Below are 22,830 nucleotides of genomic sequence, written 5' to 3'. Positions count from 1 at the left end.
TAGGAAATTTTAAAACAAAGTATTTGAAATGTAAATTGGTTGTGAAATTTTTGGTTTTTTTCTTTTGGAGAGGTAGTTGCTGGGATTTTATTGTTTGTAACGAACAATAGGTGGCACTCTCTTTGAGATTGCCACGCCCGCCTTAGGAAGCTCGCATCTATGGGTATAGGTTTTAGCGACAATTCCTTCTGTAGCGGGATAAGAGCCCGTTTGTCATTGCGAGCCTTCTGCGAAGCAGAAGGCGTGGCAATCTCGTATTCAATCATAGTGAATGAATGCAATTGCCAGGTCCTCCTTTTTCAATCTGATTCTTCATCTTTTATTTATTTTTCAAAAATCTTTACCCATGCCAGCAACGACAAGGAATGGAAAATGGAGAGCCGCCTTGCCCGCTCTTTTTAAGCTTTAAAATCTCCCTGCTCCTTTGATGTTTCGTGTATAATTTATCCACCTCGCTAATAGAAAGGAGTTGAGTTTGATGGATTACTTCCAACATAATTTGAGGCTCCTTTTAATCTTATCTTTTGCTTCGCTCGTTCTCACTCAACCCCTTCTTGAGAACGACTTCCTTTCCCTGAAATTCTCGGATAAGAAGAACCTCCTGCTTTACAATAAGTTAGCAGGTTCCTCCCTTACCCTCTCCCTTTCCTCTATAAAGTTGAACATCTCCGAGCAATGGATAGGCGGAAAAGACTTGGAGGTTGAGAGGGTTGAGAAGATTTCCCCAAAACTCGTTAAACTGATTTTCAAGCCGATAAGAAATAAAAAGGGAGCTTTTAGCCTCGTTTTGAATTTATCGCTCAACAAAAATATCATCAGAAAATGGATAGAGCTTGCGGTTCTTGATTCAGATGAGCCCTTGCAATTGAACGAGGTTATCCTTGAGGAGTTGGGAGATGGAAGCGATTTTGAAACCATCCCCTCCTGGTGGCAGAGCCAACCGATAATGGGTAAGGATTGCTTCTTCGGGATAGAGTTTCCTGTTGCCTTTTGGAGAAGGGAGGAGGGAAGACTTATCTTGGGTCATCAGCCGGGGAGAATCCTGAGGAGAAACGATAAATATGAAAGCAGAAAGGAGGTAATCGGAGCAGCCCCAACTGGGAAGGGCAGGGAATGGTTTGAGGAGTATATAGAATCCTTGAGACCCAACCCCAAGGGGATTCATTTCAATTACAATAGCTGGTGGAGCCTTCCCATCATCTACGGAGAGAAGGAGGCTGTCTCCCTTATCAGGGAATTCAGGGAAAATCTTTTTGAGCCTTATGGCGTATCCTTTGATACCTTCACGATAGATGCTGGCTGGTCGGAGCCAAAGAGCATCTGGCAGATATCAAAAGAGCGTTTCCCTACTGGCTTCACTACCTTGGTTGATGAATTAAGGCGGATGAGGACAAAATTGGGTCTCTGGTTCTCTCCTTCAAGCTGTTATCCCTTCGCTCAGGATTTAGGATGGGCAAGAGAAAATGGCTATGAGGTCTTTGAGGCGAATAATCAGCTCTACGCCTGTTTGGCGTTGGGGAATCGCTATCAATCAGCTTTGAAAAGGGCGCTGGTAGAGATTGTTAGGAAGTATGATATTCATCAGCTGAAATTTGACGGATATGTTCCCGAATGTCCGGAAAGCAACCATCATCACCTTCCCAGCATTCTCTCAAGGGAGGCAATTGCGGAGGGGTTGATAGATTTGTGCTTAGCCCTCAGAGAGGCTCAGCCAAATATCTGGCTTGAAACGACCTGCTTCGGCTGGGAGCCAAGCCCCTGGTGGCTGATGTTCGTTAATTCCGTAGTCGGACCCTATGGAGATGATTCACCCTATGGGAGGGTGCCTTCTCCAATCTATAGGCACAGCTATACGAGCGCGAGGGATTTCTATAATCTCCACGATATAACTCCCATTCCGATGAAGGCTAAGGAAGTGCTTGGGATAGTCCATCAGACGAGCGAGCCGATTTATGATGACGCAGTAATGACGCTTATGCGTGGGCATTTCTTCATATCTCTTTACATCAATCCTCGCTTTATGAAAAAGAAAGATTGGGAATTCTTGGCTTCCCTCATCAAATGGGGAAAGAAAAACCAAGATATATTGGGAAGGACGAGGATTATCCATCCTGAGGGATGGAAGGTCTCGGCGGTTGATTGGACTAGGGATAAAATGCCTCGCTCACCCTACGGATATGTCCACTGGAATGATGATAATGCACTGGTCTGCGTGCGCAATCCCTTCATTGAGGAGAAGAAATTCTCGTTTAAATTGGATTTATCATATGGTATCTCCCCTAAAGCGAGGAATCTCTCAATCCTTCGTTTGTATCCCATAAAGGAGGTTCTGGCAAGAGGTTTGAATTATGGGGACGAATTCAGCCTCCTGCTCGGTCCCTACGAGACCACTGTTCTGGTGATTACTTCGGGAAATTATAAAGAGAGCAGGATAAATTTGCCCAAATTGGAGATTGATGATTTCGTTTGTAAGATGGAAAAGGTAAGGGTAAAAGGGAATAAACCCGCTTATGGTCCGAATTTCACGAGCTTGATTGGGGAGGCGAGGGAATATTATAGGATTTCCTCCCGATTTTTCCTCGCTTTGCCTGAGGGTGGAAAGGTCGTCGCCCTTTTTGAATATCCCTCTGATGATTTCTCACATCCCTATGGAGAGGCGAGATTCAACGGGAGGAAATTGGATGTTGAGATAACGAGCTCAAAAACAGGGTGGGCTGCCTCGGGTCCCTATTCAAAGACGGAATATTGGTCGTTTCTGGTTGTGCCTGTGAAGGGGTTTGGGCGATTTGAATTGGAGCTTTATGCGAAGGATAAAGCGAGTTTCTCTCTTTGGGTTATTAGCGAGGGAAAGCGGGTGGATAGGGTTCGTCTTTCGGGCGATTTGCTTTCCTTCCCTTCCCATCCCCATTGGCTGGCAAGCCATTCGCTTTGTCTATTGGAGCCGAGACCTTTGGAGACCGTGGAAGAGGTGGAGGGCGAGCTTCCCTATGAGTATCTGGAGAAAGGAATCTATTTGGATTCCTTGGAGCCAGTGGAAGCAAGGCAGGATTGGGGAGAATTGAGGAGGAATGCAAGCGTGCAAGGGAATCCAATGCAAATCGGCTCAAGGATTTTCTCAAGGGGGTTGGGAACTCATGCCAATAGCAGGATAGTTTATAAATTGGGCGGGCGCTATAAGAGATTCACCGCTTATGTGGGAGCGGATAAGGAGGTTGTGGGGAATACGGTTGTATTTGAGGTTTGGGGAGATGGCAGGAAGCTATGGGAGAGCGGGGTTATGACTGTGAACGATGGGGCGAAGATGGTGGATTTGGAAATTTCGGGGGTAGATATTTTGGAGTTGAGGGTAGGCGATGCAGGGGATGGGATCAACGCAGACCATGCCGATTGGGCGGAAGCTATTTTATATGAGTGAAAGATTGTGGCGGGGAGCCATCTCAAGATGGCTCCCCGCCACCAAAAAGTTCTTTATTCTATCTTCTCCAGAGGCGGCCTGTTGCCAAACTGTGGTGTAGGTCCAGCGGTGGGCGCCGCCCAACGAACAGCGTTCTCTATCACCTTCAATATCTTGGGATTGTGATATATTGGATAGGTCTCATGTCCTGGTCGGAAATAGAATATCTTGCCCTTACCTCTGTAAAAGCAACAACCGCTTCTGAATACCTCTCCGCCTGCAAACCAGCTGATGAAGACGAGTTCATCGGGAGCAGGAATATCAAACCTCTCGCCATACATCTCCGTGTGCTCCAGCTCTATGTATTCATCCAATCCTTGCGCTATGGGATGACCCGGCTCTATCACCCAAATCCTCTCCTTCTCCCCTATCTCCCTCCACTTCAAATCGCAGGTGGTTCCCATAAGCTTTCTGAAAATCTTGGAGAAATGCCCCGAGTGGAGAACTATCAATCCCATACCGTTCAATACCCTGTTATAAACCCTTTCCACGATATCATCGCGGACTTCGTGATGCGCCATATGACCCCACCAGATGAGAACATCCGTGTTATTGAGGACATCTTCCGTCAAGCCGTGTTCGGGCTCGTCAAGGGTAGCGGTGCGGACTTCCATATCCGGCTGGGTTCTCAAGTGCTTGGCAATGGCGCCGTGAATACCTTCTGGATAGACCTCCGCTACCCTTTTATCCAATTTCTCGTGTCTGCCTTCGTTCCAAACCAAAACACGTATCTTCATTTTTAAGACCTCCTTTCATAATGATTTGGAAAAGTATAGATATGAGGATGTTGAGAGGCAAGAGATTTTTTGTTGTTATTATGGGAAAGTGTGGGAGTGCAAAGGAGTAGGGGAGCACCATTTATGTCATTGCCGGCATGGGTAAAGGTTTTTGAAAAATAAATAAAAGATGATGAATCAGATTGAAAAAGGAGGACCTGGCGATTTCATTCCTTCTCCATGATTAAATATGAGATTGCCACGGGCTCCCTTCGGGAGGCTTGCAATGACAAGGGGAAGGATTGCCACGCCCGCCTTCGGCGGGTTCGTTATGGATTGGAGGGTTATTCCTCTTCCTTCGGGCGGAGGAGTGGAAAGAGGATGACCTCCCTTATGGAGGGAGAATCGGTGAAAAGCATAACCAATCTATCAACCCCTACCCCCAACCCACCCGCTGGCGGCATACCATATTCAAGGGCAAGAAGGAAGTCCTCATCCATCCTATGTGCCTCCTCATCCCCCGCTTCCCTCCTTCTCATCTGCTCCATAAACCTCTCCCTCTGGTCCAATGGGTCGTTGAGCTCAGAGAAAGCATTAGCTATCTCCTCACCACCTACGAATAGCTCAAATCTACGAGCTAAGTGGGGTGCGTCTAACCTTCTTTTGGCTAACGGTGATACCTCAACAGGGAAATCCTCCACGAACGTTGGTTGAATCAGCTTCGGCTCAACCAATTTCTCAAAGACCTTCAAAACGACATCGCCAACCGTCCTATCGGTTGTGGCATCCACCCCAAGGGATTCAGCCAATTTTTTCGCCTCATCTAAGTCCTTCACCCTCTCCCAATCAATCTCCGTTTCCCTCTTTAGCAGTTCATAAAGGGAATAGGATTGGAAAGGAGGGCGAAGGGAGATTGTATTCCCTTTGAACCGGATTTCCTCACTGTTTTGAACCCTCTGCGCCAGATAATGAAGCATTTCCTCTGTGAGTTTTTTGATGTCGTCTAAATTACCATAAGCCATATAGGCTTCCAAGAGGGTGAATTCGGGATTGTGGCGAGTTGAGATGCCCTCGTTTCGGAAGCATTTGCCCAATTCAAATACCCTCTCAATTCCTCCCACGAGGAGCCTTTTGAGGTATAACTCTATGGCGATGCGGAGGTAGAGGTCTATATCAAGGGCATTGTGATGGGTGATGAAGGGACGGGCGAAAGCTCCACCGGGAATGGGCTGCATCATAGGTGTTTCAACCTCAAGGAAGCCTTTTTGGGTAAGGAAATCCCTTATCCCTTGGACGATTTTCGCCCTTTTATAGAATATCTCCCTCGTCTTTTCGTTTACTATGAGGTCAAGGTAGCGGAATCGGTATCTTAATTCCGGTTCTCGCAAACCGTGCCATTTTTCTGGAAAAGGCTGGAGCGATTTGGCGAGAAAGACGAAATCAGTGGCTTCTATGGTTATTTCGCCCGTCTTCGTCTTGATAACATCCCCGCTGATTCCGATGATATCCCCTATATCCATAAGGGGGAGGAGCTCATAGAGCTCCTCCCCTACTTTGTCCTTTCTGATAAGGATTTGAATCCTACCTGAGGAGTCGTGGAGGTCAAGGAAAGTGCTCTTCCCGTGGCTCCTAATCGCGAGGACCCTCCCCGCCACCTTGCAATTCTTTCCTTCCAGGGAGGAGAAGTTATCCTTCACCTCCTGGGCGAGGTGGGAACGGTCAAACCTTTCCTCAGCGAAAGGATTTATTCCTCTTTCCCTAAGCTGCTGCAGCTTATTGAGACGGCTCTGGACAAGACTTTCTTTCGCCATTACTTGGATATGTCCACTATCTTCAACCTACGGGTACCTGCAGGAACTTTTACTACTGCCTCATCCCCTTTCTTCTTGTTGAGGAGGGCGGAGCCTATGGGCGATTCAACGGAGAGATAGCCCTCTCGGGGATTTGCCTCCAGGGGGTCAACGATAGTGAACTGGGATGTCTGCTGGGTATCTAAGTCAAGAACCGTAACCTTTGACCCAATATCAACGCTTTCAGTGTTAATGCTATCCTCTTCAAGAACACGAGCGAGGCTCAAGATGGCTTCCAGCTCCTCTATTCTTCCTTCAATCATAGCCTGCTCCCTCTTCAGCTCCTCATATTCGGGATTCTCTCCTACCTCGCCGAAGTCAAGGGACTCCCTCAGGCGTTCCCGGATGTCTTTCCTGCGAACCGCTTTGAGGTAATCCAACTCCTCCTTTAAACGCTGATAACCACGGGCGGTCAATATTATCTCTCTTCGCATCAATTCTCCTCCCTGTTTAATTTTCGTTCCCTTTTACTTGTTTACTTGTCCTCAAACACCTCCGTCTTCAGGTTCGCCTGAGCAGCAGCAAGCCTCGCTATTGGAACCCTTAAGGGAGAGCAGGAGACATAATCAAGCCCTAGCTCATGGCAAAGCTTGACGGACTCCGGCTCCCCACCGTGTTCGCCGCAGATTCCGATGACGATGTTGGGGTTGGCTTTCCTCGCATCATCTATGCACATCTTCATCAGCTTGCCAACGCCATCTCTATCTAAGACCTCAAATGGATTGTTGGGCAAAATTCCTTTTTCGAGGTAGGGAGCGATGAACTTGCCCTCCGCATCATCCCTGGAGAAGCCGAAGACGGTCTGTGTTAGGTCGTTGGTGCCGAAGGAATAGAAGTCGGCAACCTTTGCTATCTCTGAAGATGTAAGAGCAGCTCTTGGAATCTCTATCATCGTGCCGAAGTGATACTCAATATCCACTCCCTCTCTCTCAAGAACCTCTTTCGCTACCTCTTCAAGAATGGGACGCAGATATTTCAGCTCGTTCACATGACCCACAAGAGGAATCATAACCTCAGGGTGAACGGGGACCCCCTGCTTGGCAAGATAAGCAGCTGCTTCAAATATCGCCCTCACCTGCATCTTCACTATCTCGGGATAGAGGATGCCGAGTCGGCAGCCACGAAGACCGAGCATTGGATTGAGCTCCCTCAGCTGGGTAACGCGTTGCAGGAGTCTTTCTTTCTCAGCCAGCTCGGGAGAGTCGGGATTGGTGAGGCGAAGGGTAATCACTTCCTCCAAAAGCGTCTCATAGCGAGGGAGGAACTCGTGGAGTGGCGGGTCTATCAGCCTTATCACGACAGGTCTCCCCTGCATAGCCTTGAATATGCCGATGAAGTCCTCTCTCTGGAAGGGGAGGAGCTTTTCAAGGGCTTCCTCTCTTTCCTCGGTTGTCTCGGCGAGAATCATCCTCTGGACATGGGGGACTCTTTCCTCTCCGAAGAACATATGCTCTGTTCGGCAGAGACCAACGCCTTCGGCGCCGAACTCAAAGGCTTTTTGGGCATCGGCGGGAGTGTCGGCGTTCGCCCTCACGCCAAGTCTGCGGAATTCATCCGCCCAGGAGAGGAGCTCCCTCACCTCATCGGTGAGACGTGGCTCAATTAGGGGTGCCTCTCCCAATATGACCCTTCCCGTTGAACCATCTATGGTGATAACATCCCCTTCTTTAACGACCGTCTCGTTGACTGTGAAGAGATTCCTCTCCTCATCTATTCTAATAGCCTCGCATCCCACGACGGCGGGAATGCCGAAGCCCCTCGCAACAACCGCTGCGTGAGAGGTCATGCCACCCCTGGCTGTGAGAATACCTTGGGAGGCAAGCATTCCCACTATGTCATCGGGGTTGGTCTCCGGTCTGACCAGGATGACCTTCTCCCCGTTCTTTCCCCACTCCGCTGCCTTGTGGGCTTCAAAAACAACCTTACCAACAGCGGCGCCTGGGGAAGCAGCTACTCCCTTAGCAAGAACATTTAGCTCAGCCTTAGGGTCTATCTGGCGATGGAGGAGCTGGTCAAGGTCAGCTGGGTCTATCCTCATGACAGCTTCCTCTTTCGTTATCAATCCCTCCTTCGCCATATCCACCGCTATCTTTATCGCTGCCTGCGCGGTCCTCTTCGCAACCCTGCATTGCAGGATATAGAGCTTCCCTTTCTCAATCGTGAACTCTATATCCATTACATCCCTATAATGCTTCTCCAAGATTTCACATACTCGTAGGAATTGTTCGTGGATTTCCGGCATCCTCTTTTCCAGCTCTTCTATCTTAAGAGGAGTGCGGATTCCCGCCACCACATCCTCGCCCTGGGCGTTGAAGAGGAATTCACCATATATCCTCTTCTCGCCAGTTGCCACATCTCTGGTGAAGGCTACACCCGTTCCGGAATCATCACCCATATTACCGAATACCATGGACTGCACATTCACTGCTGTCCCCAAATCGTGGGAAATCTTCTCCCTCTCCCTGTAGGCGATGGCACGAGGATTATTCCATGATTTGAAAACCGCTTCTATAGCCAGCTTCAATTGCTCAAGTGGGTCTTCGGGGAAGCTGATGCCCTTTTCCTCCTTAACGAGCTCCTTGTATTGCTTCGTCAATTCCTCCAGGTCCTCGGCGGTGAGCTCAACATCTTGAGTTACGCCTCGTTCCTCCTTCATCTTATCCATCAGAACGTCAAATTTGCGTCTATCTATGCCAAGAACGATGTTGCCGAACATCATAACGAATCGCCTGTAGGCGTCCCAGGCGAAGCGAGGGTTCTTCGTCCCCTCAATCAACCCCTTAACCGATTCATCGTTTAAGCCGAGGTTCAAAACGGTGTCCATCATTCCGGGCATAGAGAATTTCGCTCCGGAACGAACGGATACGAGGAGAGGATTCTTGGGGTCTCCCAACTTTTTCCCCATCTTCTCCTCTATCTTCTTCAGGGCTTCAAGCGTCTGCTCCCACATCCCGGGTGGGAATTCCCCATTATTCATATAATAGATGCAGGCTCTCGTGGTGATAGTGAAGCCTGGTGGGACGGGCAAGCCGATGTTGGTCATCTCGGCGAGATTGGCGCCTTTCCCGCCCAAGAGGTCCCGCATCTGGGCGTTGCCCTCCTCAAATAGATAAACCCATTTCTCTGACATTCTAAAATCCCTCCTTTTAATTTGGAATTTTTTACATCCTGGGGTCTGTGGTTTCCAGCTTACCCCTTGATTACCGCAAGGGGACGGAGTTTAGCCACCTTCTTTGATATTCCTGCTCCATCACAGGTATCCACCACATCCCCTACATCTTTATAAGCCTCTGGTATCTCTTCTGTCAAGGTGGCGAAGCTCGCTGCTTTCACTAAAATACCCTGCGCCTCCATTCTCCTCTTCACTTCCTCTCCCCGAACCATACGCGATGCCTGCGCCCTGCTCATCAATCTCCCTGCTCCGTGACAGGTGGAACCAAATGTCTCTTGCATCGCCCTTTCCGTGCCAACGAGCAGGTAGGAGGCTCTTCCCATATCTCCGGGAACGATTACGGGCTGTCCAATCTCTCTATAATCTTTGGGAACAAGGGGATGACCAGGAGCGAATGCCCTCGTTGCGCCCTTCCTATGCACTACAACTCTTACCTTCTTTCCATTTATTGTATGCTCCTCCACCTTGGCGATGTTATGGGCTACATCGTAAATCAGCTCCATACCGAGCTCCTCAGCGGATTTCTTGAAGACCTTCTCAAAAGCTTCTCTCACCCAATGGGTTATGCACTGACGATTAGCCCAGGCGTAATTTGCGGCGCAGACCATCGCTGAGAAGTAAGCTTTCCCTTCAGGCGAAGAGAAAGGAGCGCAGGCAAGTTGTTTATCGGGAAGATGGATGTTGTAGTGCTGAGCTGAGCGAAGGAGGTCCTTCACATATTCATCGCAGATTTGATGCCCGAACCCCCTTGAACCTGTGTGAATCATAACGGTTATCTGCCCCTCTTTCTCTATCCCCATAGCCTTTGCCGATTTTCTATCATATATCTCGCTTACTACCTGGATTTCAAGGAAATGGTTGCCTGAACCCAATGTCCCAAGTTGACCTCTTCCCCTCTCCATTGCCCTTTGGCTTACCTTCTGGGGGTCGGCTCCCTCCATCTCTCCATTTTCCTCGGTGTGGTCAAGGTCTCTCTCCCAGCCGTATCCTTTCCTCACCGCCCATCTCGCCCCCTGAATCATAACTTGGCGGAGTTCCTCATTGCTCAAGCGAAGCTTTCCCTCAGAACCAACGCCAGAGGGAACATTGCGGAATATCTCGTCAAGGAGGCGGCTGAGATAAGGTTTTATTTCCTCAATTGTGAGGTTCGTGCGGAGAATACGGACACCGCAATTTATATCATAACCCACGCCGCCAGGCGAAATAACACCTTCCTTTACATCAAAAGCCGCTACGCCACCGATGGGGAATCCATAGCCCCAATGGATATCGGGCATAGCCATAGAGTATCCCACTATGCCTGGGAGACAGGCTACATTCGCTACCTGTTCAGGAGCCATATCCTGCTTAATCTTCGCCAGCATTTTCTCCTGAGCGAAGATTAAGCCATCTGTCCTCATACCTTGCTTATATCTTCTCGGTATGAGCCAGCGATAATCGTCTATTTTCTCTAAGGGACCAGTCCAGCCGGAGGGCATAGGGTAAAATACCTCATTAGATATTTTATTAAGAAAATATTAAATGTCAAATCAATTTAATTATAAAGAAAGACGATCAATTGTCGCTCCAATAAGATATCCTAACCACCACTCACTTGTTTCACATTCCCTTTAAAGGTGTTATAGCATAGTCGTGGTAGCGTTTACCATCGCGAGGGTTCCCGTAAGGGAGCTCGTGGCAATTTCAAAGAGATTGCTTCGTCGCTTCGCTCCCCTCAATGATAGAAGTGTGTGATTGGCTTCTCCACCGTAATGACAAAATTCTCATTTATCTACTGCCCGTCTTTATCACTATTGACAAAGCGGGATATTCGTCTATTGATAGGAGTTCCCTCTTCACTTCCTCCCCTCCCTTCAGGAAAACCCTATAGACTTCAACCTCGCATCCGCTCCTTCCCTGCGGAAACACCCCCTCCCCTCCCGCCAAGACATAGCGTGGAGGCTCTATCTCCCTCTCCTTCGTTATCACCTCCACTTTATAGGGAGGTTTATATCTGCTCAAAATCTCCACCAAAAGCTTCTCTCCCCTGACCTCTGCTTTTATCCTTATCGGCTTTGGAAAATTGTTTCTGAATCTCAAATCAAGCTGACCATAAGCCACAGCAGCATCCCTCCCGGCCGGAATGTAATTCGGCTCCCAATAATGCGCTCCCCTCTCCACTATCTCCAATCCCGCGAGAAGAACAGCATTGTAAAGCGTTGAGGAAACCTGACAAACTCCCCCACCCCAAGCCGGCACCATCAATCCCGTATAACTAACTGGTGCCTTTCTATATCCCTTATCCCTGCTCCAGGGTCCAACTCTTTTATTGAAGGAGAAAATTTCACCGGGCTTGACAATAACGCCATTAATCGCCTCTGCGGCGAGCTTTAAATTGTGAATTTGGTTCGGCGTCCTCCCTTTAAGAGATGTGAAATATCCCGCTATCACCCTCTCCCTGGGATAAAAAAGTGTGCCGAAAAGGAAGAAGAGAACGAGAAGGAACCAGGGTATGAATCTCATCTTATCATCACCCTGTTGCTGTTTCCCAGACTCTTATATTGGGGGAAATACATATTGTAAAGAACTGTGGGCATAACCCTGTAATCGCCCACGATATTAGCCCTCAAGCGATACTTCAATTTGCTCTTTCCACTACTCAAATAGGGAATATAGAAAGCCAATCTATCCTCAAGCTCGTCGTAATACCACCCTCCTCCCTCCCCCGTATCAACCTCTATCAATTCACAGCCAGGAGGCAATGGCTCCTCAAGGACGAAGTAATGGGAGGGGAAATCCTTCTTCGGAATATTCAGGGATACCTCCACCTCTATCAACTTTCCCTTCTTGAATATCTCGCTCGGGCTTCCCGCCTTCCATTCCAATCCCTGCTTCGTTGAGACAGTCAGTGGTCTATAGACCCTCTTAATACCTACTTCCGCCAATCCCTTCACGGGCTTTATCTCCTCCCTCCTTAGAACCTGGACCATCTTAATTGAATAGAACATCTTTCCCTGCCCCCTCTTGAGAAAACCAATCTCGTTCTTTCCCAATTTCAAATCCTTAATGCTCAAGCTGATTTCCCTTGGAGGAGCGAAAACATCTCTCGGAGAGAAGGCGATTTCCTCCCGCTTCCTGCCGTTGATTTTCACGGTGAGGCTGAAGTTGGGCTTGGTATGCTCCCAGATTCTCGCGAAATCCAAAAGGGAGAGTATTACCTGAGCGGTATCTTTGGTTGAAAACCAACCCTCACCTCTTTTTTCTTGCAGAATATATCTTGCGATTTTAATTGCGGCAGGATTTCTGGGCTGAAGCTTGAGGAGGGCACGGAGGGCATAAGCTGTCGGCTCTACCGTTTCCCATCTATCCTTCCAATAACAAATCTCCTCGCTCTCCTCCCTTTTTTCCCATAGACTCTTAAACACAGCACCCGCCTTCTTCAAATCCTCCAAATAGTAATAGGAAAGAGAAAGAAGGGCTTTTGATTTGTGGGAAAGCTTCTGTATATAGGGGAGGAAGTAATCAAGTTGCACTGCTACATTCTCTCCCATTTGGCTCAGGATGTAGAGGGCGAATAGCCACTTCTCCTTCTCCCAGTAGGCGAGCTTTGGAACGATATCCTTTTTGAGGTTTTCCTTAATCAGTTGGAGCAATTTTTGCTTTCCCCCATCCATTGTCCACCGATTAACGGGATAGCCTTCCTTCTTCGCCTCCCAGAGACCCCAAAGGGCATATGCTGTCGCCCAAGGGTCTATCCCTTCGCCCGGCATCCAGCCCCAACCGCCATCCGGTTCGGCAAGGGAATAAAGACGGAAAATCCCCTTTATTATCATATCGGGAAGCGATTTCTCCAATTTCTCATCCCTTATACCCGTTCCCTTGAGGAAACGATATATCGCTATATCGGGAAGGAAGGTGGAGACCGTCTGCTCCGTGCATCCATAGGGATATTGAGCAAGATAATGAAGGGCGCTATAAAGGGAGGAGGTAATGGAGGGTGAGAGGTAAATCTTGAGAAGAACCGATGAGGGAATGGCTTCTTTATCTATATTGACGACCTCCATCGTCTCGCTTTCAACCTGCCCGCTCTTCGTGTATTCCGTGGGGAAGCCGAAAGGGAAAATAGGCAGGTTGAGCTCCATAGCGTCCCTTAATCCGCTTGTCGCAATAGCGTAAATGGTCAGCGTAGCTGCGATCTCCTCTCCTACCTTCACTCGCCATTCCTCCTTACCCTCCTTCTGGGGAGAAACTCTCAACTTCCCCTCCTTCGGGGAAAGAATCTCCAACCCTTTAGCCTTGAGCTCTATGCCAGCTTCTTGAACTTCGTTCGTTTGATTCCGCAATATCCCCGCTATTGTCGTTTCATCACCATACCTGAGAAATGGGGGCATTCCCAGACGCAGGAAAATGGGCTTTCTTGCTATTATATTCAACTTACCCGCTCCAAAGATGCTTTTCTCGGTATTCCCCACGACGGTTATCCGCCAGCTCGTTATATTATCGGGCAATTGGAAGCTAAAAGAAGCCTCTCCTTTATCGTCAGTTATGAGGGATGGAAGCCAGAAGGCTGTATCCAGGAAACGTCGGCGAACTTCCTTCTCCGTGAAAGCCTTGCTCACGGGACCGAGATAGATGTCGTAGTTTGACCAGCGAGTTATCACATCCACAGATTCCTTGAAGCTAAAGAACGACCTTATATCCGCATCAGCATCTTCATCCATCAACTTGAAAATCGCCTCGTCTACAACGGCGGCGGAAATCTCTCCCCTCAAGGGTATCCCCTTATCATCCTTTAACTTCAACTTGCAGAGAACTTCCTCCCTCGGCTGATAAACTTTCTTATCCGTCTCTAAGCTCACCTTCAGCTTTGGTATAGGGCGATTAACGAAGATGGCCGTCCCCTCCTCAACGAGCTTCCCCTTCCTGATGAAGCTCAGCCTAAGCCTGAGCCTATATCCCTTACTTCCCAAATTGGGCAATCTCAAAAGATGTCTTCCTCGCTTTAATTCCCTGACCTCGTATTTGAAAAGCTCCCTTCCCTCATATGTCAGGAGAGCAGTGTGTTGGCTGGGCATATCTATAACAACTAAAGCTTCGTCCCCTGGATTGTAAGAGCTTTTATCAGTGAATAAGCGTGGATATTTAAGCGGCTGAGGAAGAGAGTAGACGCCTTCCTCAAGGGAAGGAAGAACTGTGAGGGGAATCCTGTCCAATATCTCGTCTCCAATCTTTGCAATTAGCTCATATTCCCCTTCCCTTTCAACGCTTATCTGTATGCTCTTCTTCTCCCTATTTCCCATCTCCGTCCTCCACTCTCCTGCTCTCTCCTTCTTCATCTTCTTCCCTTTCCAGATGAGCTTGTAAAGGGTCAGATTTATCTCGCTTTTCCTCTTAAGAGGGCTTTTAAAGGAGAGCTTTATATCCGCTAACTCCCCTACTTCCAAAATCCTCTTCGGGGAAGAGATGTGAAGGGAGAACAAGCTCTTGGCAACAGTGAAGGAGGTGCTGGCGGAAACAGTTCTCTCGCTTTGGTCTGTTACGGTTATATCCACTGAATAGTTGTATTCTCTCAAAAGCTTCGGCTCTTCCTTCAATGGGATGACGATTATCGCCTTTCCCTCCTTATCCGTCTCCACCGTTCCCGACTTAACGAATTCCCCATGGCTTTCTTCCCCAAACTCCCGATAAGGGGTGATTGGAGAACAATAGACATCGTAATCTACAGTGGCGTAAGCTACGGGAACGCCGAAGAGATATCTCGCTTGAACCTTTATCCTCGCCCTCTCACCAAATCTATACCTACCCTTTGAAGGCTTAACCTCCACCTCAAACTCCGGCTTTCTGTAAATTGAAACGCTGAAGGGGTGAATAGAATATGCCTTAACCTCTGGTGCAGAGATGAAAATATGGAAAATCCCTGGCTTCGCTGTGGGAGGAAGGTTGAAGGAGCTATGGCAACTCCCGAAGCGATTCGTGCTCAGACTGGTTGTGTAGAGAAGATTATCATCCTCGTCCTTCACATCAACCAATAGCTTCAAGGGTTTGGGAATGGAATATCTCTCGTTTTCGTATTTTCTCACTATGCATTTGAAGAAAACGGTTTGACCGGGACGATAAATCGGTCTCTCTGTGTAGGTATAAATCTTGTATCTTGCTCCCTCCGGAGGAGGCACCTCGTAGTCCTCAACATTCAAAAAGGCATAAGATGAACCCATTTTGCCGACGATTTTGCAGGGACCGACAACCTTCCCTTCCCAGACACCTTCAGCGTTCGTCTCCCCCATCGCCTCTCCCGTCCTCCCCTTTATAAACAATCGCACACCACCAATCGGCTTGCCATTCCTCAAATCCGTTGCCCACAATAGCATCCTCTCCCTATCCTGCTTGAGAAGGAGGGAAAATGAGGTTATGTGGAAGAAGGTGTTCGCTTTTATATTGCCCGATGATACTTCCAGCTTGTAGAGTCCATCCTCAAGGAGCGGAAGCTTCTTTTCATAATAAAAAGTGTCCTCCGCATCCCTCTTTACTTTCTCATCCCAGGAGAGGGTTTTTGTAGTGGGAATCTCCATCTTGGGAGGAACTCCCGGCTGGCGATAGGGATAGATGTATTTACCAAGCTGAAAAAGCTCATCGGTTGTGAGCTTTTCCAAGTCCAAACGATAAAGAGTGATATGAAGCTTATCCTCAGGGGCATAGCCCTTCGCCCAAATCCTTACCCTCTGATTTGTGGCATACACGGGCTTCTCTGCCCAGAGTGATATGTTGTTAACTATCCGCTCTAATTGGAGGGAAAGATGGGAGGTTCTTCCTTCGGAGATTTTGACCTGCCTTTGTCCGAAAGTTAGATAGTGAGCGCTTGAGCTACAATAGATATCATACCAACCTACGGGAAGTCCTCGCAAGAGGAAATGCCCGTTCTCATCAGTCTTCACGCTCCAAGACTTAATCTCCCCCCTTCCAATCCTTGTGAAGGTAATATCGGCAGAGGGGATGGGCTTGCCGTTTTCTCCCGCTATGACAATTCCCTCCACTGAGCCGACGGGCGTCTCCGTTTTCAAAAAGATGGCGAAAAGGATTCCAATCCAGATGATTGATATGCTGAGAAGGGGAAACGCCCTCCTCATCTCCCTCTCTCCTCCCTGCGGGATAGAAGATAAAGAATGAAAACGGAAATTGGAACGGCGCCCAGGGTTATGTAGAACTTATAAAGGCGTTTGAGCTGGAATGAGAGAGGGGAAAGCTTTGGGGTGAGAAGGAGGGCAAGGAGGAGGAAAAAGATGGAGAGCGGGGCGGGCTCGCTATCTCGGAGGGAAAAGGAGAGAAAAGAGGCAAGAAGGAAACCGGCAAAGATGCCGATAGCAGTGTTGAGTCCCCAAATGGAAACCAGGAAGGAGTAAATGACGAGGGAAAGAAGGAAAATGAGGAGACAAGAAGTAGAAGAGGACCTTTTATGGGATAGGAAGAGGAAAAGTAGGGCGCCTGCAATTATCCCTATAAGAGGGAAGAAGTCGTAGATTGTGGGAGGGGTAGCAGAACGAGAGGAGGAAAAGAATTGATAGAAGAGGCGGAAGATGAGGAGGGAGGAAATGGGAAAAAGAAATAAGTTTAAGGATCTCTTACCAGAGGGGTCATCGTTTGAGAAGATGAGGGAGGCAAAGGGAAGAAGGGAGAGAGCAGAAAGGCAAACTCCATAGGCACGGAGGAAGCGAAAGGAAAAGACCAAAAGACCAAGGAGGAGAAGGACAGAAATGGTATGAAGTGAGGAATTTCTCAAGCCTTGGGAAAGGATAAGCGAGAGGAAAATCGCCCCGGTCACGGCTCCGCCAGCGATGATGTAAAAAGGAATCATAAATTGGAGGTAAAAATAGGTGAGAGCGAAGGAGAAAATTAGGTAAAAGAAGAAAATTTGTAGTATGGAAAATAGGCTGGCTCGTTTAAAAGGGAGGAAATAGGAAAGGATGGAAATGGAAAAAAGGGATAGAGGGAGGAGGAACCAAAGGAACTCGGGAAGCTTCTTCTCACTCATATCTCGGTGATATACTCCAAAGATTAGGGATAGGATGAGGATGAGGGAGAGATTAGAGAGGAAAAGTAAATCCTCTTGTAGGTTTTCTTTTAAAGAGGAGAAGAGAAAGAGGAAAAGGGCGAGGGAGAGTATAAAGCCAAAGGAGAGGAAGGAGAGGTCGTAGGGGAAAAGGTAGAGGCAGGTGGCGAAGAGGAGAATTATGCTGAAGGATGCGATGAGACGAGAGGAAGAGGGAAGGCGAAGGGTGGAAAGGAGGGCAAAGCTTGCGATTCCTCCGAGAAGGATGCCGATTCCATATCCCTTGAGCGGAACTGCCCCATGGGTGGCAAAGGGTGGCTTGAGGAAGAAATAAGTGAAAAGGAGCAAGGGAACGGCAAAGCCGAGGGATTTGAGGTAAAGGGAAGAAGAAAAAGGATGCTCTCTCTCTTTTCCCCTACTTGAGAGAAGAGAATGAATGATTCCGAAGAGACCTATTAAAGATAGGAGAATGAATTTCCAATCCATATATACCATTTCCCCTTTTCAAATTTTTACATTCATTATATTTGATGCATAAAAGTTTTGAAAAGTTTCTTTTTACAGAGAAAGAGTAATGTAGTAGGGGATAGGGATTATCTTGTTTGCCAAGCTAAAGAGAACTTTAACAAATCCTTTTCTCGCAGAAAATTCCATGAATATCACCAACTATGAAGAAAGTATGTAAAGATATGGGAGTTCGCAACAAAACCAAAGGGGGAACAAATTTTCTTCTCCATCGCATTAAATGACAAGCCTTCTCTTATTCCTGCACCAAAGGCGGGCGTGACAATCTCGTCTTTTGTCCACCCTTCTGTCATTGCGAGCCTCCCGAAGGGAGGCATGGCAATCTCAATAGTGTTTGAGGAATATAGAGACCGCTCCACCTCACAATCTCCTTGATTTGATAAAAACTTTTTCCCATTTTATAATATACATAGAGGCTTATGAATGATTACACGAAATTGGAAACGCAAAACCTGAACTTTTACTACGGCGATAACAAGGTCCTGAAGAATATCTCTATTAAAATACCCGCAAACAGGATTACCGCGATAATCGGTCCCTCGGGTTGCGGGAAATCCACCTTTCTCCGCCTTTTCAATAGAATGAACGATATCCTTGAGGGAGCAAGGGTGGAGGGGAAAGTCCTTATAGATGGGATAGATATCTACAATTCCAACATAGATGTAGCCAACTTGAGAAGAAGGGTGGGAATGGTTTTTCAAAAACCCAATCCATTTCCCCTCTCAATATTTGAGAATGTAGCCTATGGTCCTCGTATACACGGATTGCACAAGAAGAAAAAGTTAGAGGAGATAGTGGAGAACGCCCTTCGCCAAGCAGCTCTTTGGGATGAGGTCAAGGACAAATTGCACAAATCAGCGTTTGAGCTATCCGGTGGTCAGCAACAGAGGCTTTGCATAGCCCGCTGTCTCGCTGTTGAGCCAGAAGTAATCCTTATGGATGAGCCCGCCTCCGCTTTGGACCCAATCTCGACTCTGAAAATAGAGGAATTAATGCAAGAATTGAAAGAAAAATATACAATTGTTATCGTAACACACAACATGCAGGAAGCGGCGAGAGTTTCGGATTTCACCGGCTTCATTTACAAGGGCGAGCTCATAGAGTTCGGACCAACTGCCGACATCTTTGAGCACCCTCAAAATAAGTTAACCGAGGATTATATAACAGGAAGATTTGGCTAAGAAAGAAGGGATAAGAATGGAGGTTAGACGCTCGTTTGAAACTCAATTGAACAGTTTACAAGAGAATCTGGTGGAGATGGGCAATTTCGTGCGCAGGATGCTGCAGAAGGCGATGAAGGCTCTGATAGAGCAGGATGTCGCCCTTGCTGAGGAGGTCGTGGCGGATGACGATGTTGCCGATGCAATGGATATCAACATTGAGACAAAATGTATGCGGCTTATCGCCCTACAGCAACCTATGGCGAGCGACCTCCGAGTAATCGGAACGGTTCTGAAGGCAATCGCCGACATTGAGAGAGTTGGAGATTATTCTGTGGATATAGCTAAGACCGCGATAAGACTATCCGGGGAAAAATATTTCAAGCCATTGGAGATTATCTCCCAAATGGGGCAGATAGTAGACACGATGATAGAAGAGGCTCTCAAAGCATTCGTTAATAGGGATTTGGAACTGGCTCGTAAGGTCTGCGAGGATGACGACGAAATAGACCACCTATATAAGAACCTCTTTGATGAACTACTTGACTATATGCGCAAGGACCCCAATCTGATCTACCAGTCCACATACTTCCTTTTCGTTGCCCGCTATCTTGAACGCTGTGCGGACCATATCGTTAATGTAGGGGAGAGAGTGCATTATATGGTGACTGGGCAACTTCTTCAACTCGCACCCAGCCACCGTTCAACTGTTGAGGAAAATGAGTATAAGGGAGAGGTTGGAAATCATAAGGGATAGAATAAGTAAGTCAGCGGAAAAAAGCGGAAGGAAAGCCGAGGATATTATCCTGCTCGCCGCTTGCAAGGGCGTTGATAATGAAAAGGTAAAGGAAGCGATGGAGGAAGGAGTGAGGTTTATCGGCGATAATTATGTTCAGGAGGCAGTCAAAAGAAAAGAGGATCTCGGTGCATTACTAGATAATATTCAATGGCACTTCATAGGGCATCTGCAGACCAATAAGGTGAAGAAAGCTATGGAGCTCTTTCATATGATTCAAACTGTTGACTCCCTCCCCCTCGCCCTTGAAATAGATAAAAGGGCAAGAGCAAAGGGAAAGGTGTTCCCCATACTAATAGAGGTAAATATAGGGGAAGAACCGAGCAAATTTGGTATCAAGCCACAAGAGCTTTTTAGCTTCCTTGAACAATTAAGGGAGCTTCAAGGGATAAAGGTGCTCGGGCTTATGACTATGGGACCGCCTTTAGAGAAGGAGAAAATGCGTCCCTACTTCGCCAAGATGAGGGAGCTTTTTGAAGGGGCGAAGGAGAGATTCAAATCCGCGGGAAATATAGAGATGCAAATTCTCTCTATGGGGATGTCTTCCGATTATGATGTTGCCATAGAGGAAGGTTCTAACCTCGTTAGGTTAGGCACAGCCATTTTTGGGGAAAGGAGGTAGATTTTATGCAAGAATATGAGGAACAAGAATATGAGGAAAGGGAAGGCTTCTTCTCCAGGATAGCTAGGTTCTTTTCCGGCTCTGAAAAAGAAGAGGAAGACGGATTTGAAGAGCCTTCGCTTGATGATTATCCAACGCCTAAGAGGAGATGGTCGCTTCGCCTTTACTCTCGCAAGGATGTCCCCATTTACAGGAAGGAAATCGTCAATTTCGAGAACGAAATAGGGGAAGCAGCAATTAGACTGAGGCAAGGCTTCATTGTTATCGTTAATTTGGAGAAGGCAAACGATGAAACCGCGAGAAGGGTAGTGGATTTTTTGAGCGGAGTAGCCTTCGGGATAAGAGGAAGCCACGAAAAAATAGGCACAAAAGTCTTCCTCTTCGCCCCCTCAGGCTATTCAATTTACTGATTATAAAAGGAGTGATTTAGATGAAAGGGACTACACCGCTCAATATAGGGTTTGGCAATTTTGTCATCGCCCAAAGGATAGTGGCTGTAGTTGACCCCTTCTCTTCTCCCGTCAAGCAGCTCATCCAGGAGGCGAGAAAAAAGGGGAATTTGTTGAACGCTGCTAAGGGGAAAAGGACGAGAAGCGCTATTTTTATGGACGATGGCACCATCGTTCTTTCCTCCCTCTCCCCAATGGCTCTCGCACGCAGACTGGAGGAGCTCGCTTTGCCACCCTTGGAGAAAAAGCCGACGGAAGTTCCACCCGAGGAAATGGGGGAATAAAGAGATTGAGAAGGGGGCTCCTCTTCGTCTTATCCGGTCCTTCAGGTGTAGGGAAAGACACCCTCCTAAAGGAACTCCTTAAAACAGACCTGAAGATTGCGAAATGCGTCACCTATACAACTCGTCCGCCTCGCCCGGGAGAGGTGGATGGAGTGGATTATAAATTTATAAGTCTCGCAAAGTTTGAAGAGCTCAAAAGGAATAACGCCTTCCTTGAATGGGCGGAAGTAGGAGGCAATCTCTACGCCACTCCAAGAGATTTCGTGGAAAAGAAACTTGAAGAAGGGAAAGATGTAATTTTAAAGATAGATGTTCAAGGAGCGATGAAGGTTAAAGAGCTCTTCCCCGAGGCAATCCTTATATTCATTGCCCCTCCCTCCTTGGAAGCTCTCGGGGAAAGGATGAGGAAAAGAGGCTCACCAGAGGAGGAAATAACCAGAAGGCTTGAAATCGCCTCAAGAGAAATGGAAATGGCAAGAAATTATCAATTCGTGCTCGTTAATAACGACCTTGAAGAAACCCTTGAGAAACTCTATAAAATCATCAAGCGTAAACAGGAGGAGAAGGAACTTGGCTCTTAAGGGTAGAAGGATATTATTGGGAGTGAGCGGAGGCATAGCGGTTTATAAGGCGGTGGAACTTCTTCGCATGCTACAGAGAGAAGGAGCAGAAGTGAGGGTTGTTATGACGGAATCGGCAACGAAATTCGTCTCTCCCCTCACTTTCAGCACACTCTCTCGCTATCCCGCTTACTACTCACTCTTCTCCGACCCCCAGCGCTGGGAGATAGAGCATATATCGCTTGCGGAGTTCGCCGAGCTTTTCCTCATCGCCCCCGCTACCGCTAACATCATCGGGAAGCTAGCCTCAGGAATAGGGGATGACCTTCTCACTACGACCGCCCTTTCGGTGAATTGCCCCAAAGTCATCGCACCCGCTATGCATAGCCAAATGTGGTCCAATCCCATCGTCCAAGAGAATATCAAAAAACTTAAATGGTCGGGCTATTATATCGTAGAACCCGAAGAAGGAGAATTAGCCTCGGGTGGAAGAGGCAAGGGGCGTTTAGCTTCCCTGGAGAAAATCGTTGAAGTGGTGAAGGAAGTCCTCAACCCAAATCTCCCTCTGAGAGGGGTAAAGATTTTGATAACCGCTGGACCAACGAGGGAATACATAGACCCTATTCGCTTCATCTCCAATCCCTCCTCTGGGATTATGGGATATACCCTTGCTGAGGAAGCGATAAAGAGGGGGGCGGAGGTCATCTTGATATCGGGTCCGACAAATCTTGCTCCGCCTCCGGGTTGCGTTTTCGTAAGCGTGGAGACCACAGATGAGATGCTTTCCTCGGCTTTGGAGCATTTTAAGGATGTTGATGTCATCATCGCCACTGCGGCGGTCTCGGATTTCAAGCCTTTAACGAGAGCAGAGCAAAAGATTAAGAAAAAGGGAGAGCTCGTCCTTAGGCTCACTACCACTCCCGATGTGCTCCTTGAATTGGGGAAAAGGAAAGGGAACAAAATCCTCGTCGGCTTCGCGGCTGAGACAGATAACTTGATAGAAAATGCGCTTGAGAAGATGGAGCAGAAGAATCTTGATATAATCGTCGCCAACCTCATCTCCCCAAATGAATATGGTTTCGGCGAGAAGGACCTCTTCGCAAGCATAATAAGAAAGGATAAAAACCCACCTGAACCCACAACCTTCAGCAAAAGAGAACTCGCAATTCGTCTCTTGGAAGAGATTGAAAGCCTCATAAAAGCGAAATAAACACCCTTC

The 22,830-nt window shown here is 47.7% G+C and carries 18 protein-coding genes; 9 read left to right on the top strand and 9 right to left on the bottom strand.

Going from position 1 to position 22,830, the window contains the following annotated elements:
* Positions 1–159 precede the first annotated feature (159 nt).
* Positions 160–402 carry a hypothetical protein gene (locus H5T88_06595; protein MBC7330013.1) on the top strand — a complete coding sequence of 81 codons (243 nt, stop codon included), beginning with the start codon at positions 160–162 and terminating at the stop codon, positions 400–402.
* Between the two features lie 76 nt (positions 403–478).
* Complete coding sequence (locus H5T88_06590; protein MBC7330012.1) at positions 479–3,415, top strand: NPCBM/NEW2 domain-containing protein; 2,937 nt, start codon at positions 479–481, stop codon at positions 3,413–3,415.
* A 53-nt stretch (positions 3,416–3,468) separates the two neighbouring features.
* Here H5T88_06590 and H5T88_06585 read toward each other — a convergent pair whose 3' ends face one another.
* The 9 genes from H5T88_06585 to H5T88_06545 all read right to left on the bottom strand — a co-directional run bounded on the left by H5T88_06585 (position 3,469) and on the right by H5T88_06545 (position 18,099).
* A complete protein-coding gene (locus H5T88_06585; protein ID MBC7330011.1) occupies positions 3,469–4,191 on the bottom strand; it encodes a ThuA domain-containing protein in 723 nt (240 codons plus the stop codon).
* Between the two features lie 323 nt (positions 4,192–4,514).
* On the bottom strand, positions 4,515–5,981 hold the full coding sequence (gene lysS, locus H5T88_06580; GenBank protein MBC7330010.1) for a lysine--tRNA ligase: 1,467 nt from the start codon (positions 5,979–5,981) through the stop codon (positions 4,515–4,517).
* Positions 5,981–6,454, bottom strand: a complete 474-nt coding sequence (gene greA, locus H5T88_06575) for a transcription elongation factor GreA (protein ID MBC7330009.1) — start codon at positions 6,452–6,454, stop codon at positions 5,981–5,983. Before greA ends, lysS begins: the two co-directional genes overlap by 1 nt.
* 41 nt (positions 6,455–6,495) lie before the next feature.
* Positions 6,496–9,150 carry a pyruvate, phosphate dikinase gene (locus H5T88_06570; GenBank protein ID MBC7330008.1) on the bottom strand — a complete coding sequence of 885 codons (2,655 nt, stop codon included), beginning with the start codon at positions 9,148–9,150 and terminating at the stop codon, positions 6,496–6,498.
* Positions 9,151–9,209: 59 nt separating this feature from the next.
* Entirely contained in the window at positions 9,210–10,670 is a 1,461-nt protein-coding gene (locus H5T88_06565) for an RtcB family protein (GenBank protein ID MBC7330007.1), read from the bottom strand.
* A 289-nt stretch (positions 10,671–10,959) separates the two neighbouring features.
* Positions 10,960–11,694: a VanW family protein gene (locus H5T88_06560; protein ID MBC7330006.1), complete on the bottom strand. Its 735-nt coding sequence runs from the start codon at positions 11,692–11,694 to the stop codon at positions 10,960–10,962.
* Complete coding sequence (locus H5T88_06555) at positions 11,691–16,295, bottom strand: carboxypeptidase regulatory-like domain-containing protein (protein ID MBC7330005.1); 4,605 nt, start codon at positions 16,293–16,295, stop codon at positions 11,691–11,693. Before H5T88_06555 ends, H5T88_06560 begins: the two co-directional genes overlap by 4 nt.
* Positions 16,292–17,701 carry a hypothetical protein gene (locus H5T88_06550; protein ID MBC7330004.1) on the bottom strand — a complete coding sequence of 470 codons (1,410 nt, stop codon included), beginning with the start codon at positions 17,699–17,701 and terminating at the stop codon, positions 16,292–16,294. Before H5T88_06550 ends, H5T88_06555 begins: the two co-directional genes overlap by 4 nt.
* A gap of 173 nt (positions 17,702–17,874) precedes the next feature.
* Positions 17,875–18,099 carry a hypothetical protein gene (locus tag H5T88_06545; protein ID MBC7330003.1) on the bottom strand — a complete coding sequence of 75 codons (225 nt, stop codon included), beginning with the start codon at positions 18,097–18,099 and terminating at the stop codon, positions 17,875–17,877.
* A gap of 60 nt (positions 18,100–18,159) precedes the next feature.
* Here H5T88_06545 and pstB point away from each other — a divergent pair, with 60 nt between their 5' ends.
* Genes pstB through coaBC form a run of 7 tightly spaced genes read left to right on the top strand, consistent with a single transcriptional unit; the run spans position 18,160 to position 22,821 of the window.
* Positions 18,160–18,921 (top strand): phosphate ABC transporter ATP-binding protein, encoded by a 762-nt coding sequence (gene pstB / locus H5T88_06540; GenBank protein ID MBC7330002.1) that lies wholly within the window; start codon positions 18,160–18,162, stop codon positions 18,919–18,921.
* A gap of 16 nt (positions 18,922–18,937) precedes the next feature.
* A complete protein-coding gene (phoU, locus tag H5T88_06535) occupies positions 18,938–19,657 on the top strand; it encodes a phosphate signaling complex protein PhoU (protein ID MBC7330001.1) in 720 nt (239 codons plus the stop codon).
* Positions 19,620–20,318, top strand: coding sequence for a YggS family pyridoxal phosphate-dependent enzyme (locus tag H5T88_06530; GenBank protein MBC7330000.1), 699 nt, complete (start codon positions 19,620–19,622; stop codon positions 20,316–20,318). The genes phoU and H5T88_06530 overlap by 38 nt, the downstream gene beginning before the upstream one ends.
* Before the next feature lie 5 nt (positions 20,319–20,323).
* Positions 20,324–20,728 (top strand): cell division protein SepF, encoded by a 405-nt coding sequence (locus H5T88_06525; GenBank protein MBC7329999.1) that lies wholly within the window; start codon positions 20,324–20,326, stop codon positions 20,726–20,728.
* 20 nt (positions 20,729–20,748) lie between these two features.
* Entirely contained in the window at positions 20,749–21,051 is a 303-nt protein-coding gene (locus tag H5T88_06520; protein MBC7329998.1) for a DUF370 domain-containing protein, read from the top strand.
* A gap of 5 nt (positions 21,052–21,056) precedes the next feature.
* Entirely contained in the window at positions 21,057–21,632 is a 576-nt protein-coding gene (gene gmk / locus H5T88_06515) for a guanylate kinase (GenBank protein ID MBC7329997.1), read from the top strand.
* Positions 21,622–22,821, top strand: coding sequence for a bifunctional phosphopantothenoylcysteine decarboxylase/phosphopantothenate--cysteine ligase CoaBC (gene coaBC / locus H5T88_06510; protein ID MBC7329996.1), 1,200 nt, complete (start codon positions 21,622–21,624; stop codon positions 22,819–22,821). The genes gmk and coaBC overlap by 11 nt, the downstream gene beginning before the upstream one ends.
* Positions 22,822–22,830: the final 9 nt, after the last annotated feature.

It is taken from the genome of bacterium (assembly GCA_014360495.1).
Lineage (GTDB): Bacteria > Armatimonadota > JACIXR01 > JACIXR01 > JACIXR01 > JACIXR01.
Note: the sequence above shows the minus strand (reverse complement) of the source record. Positions and strands in the feature narration are given on the sequence as shown.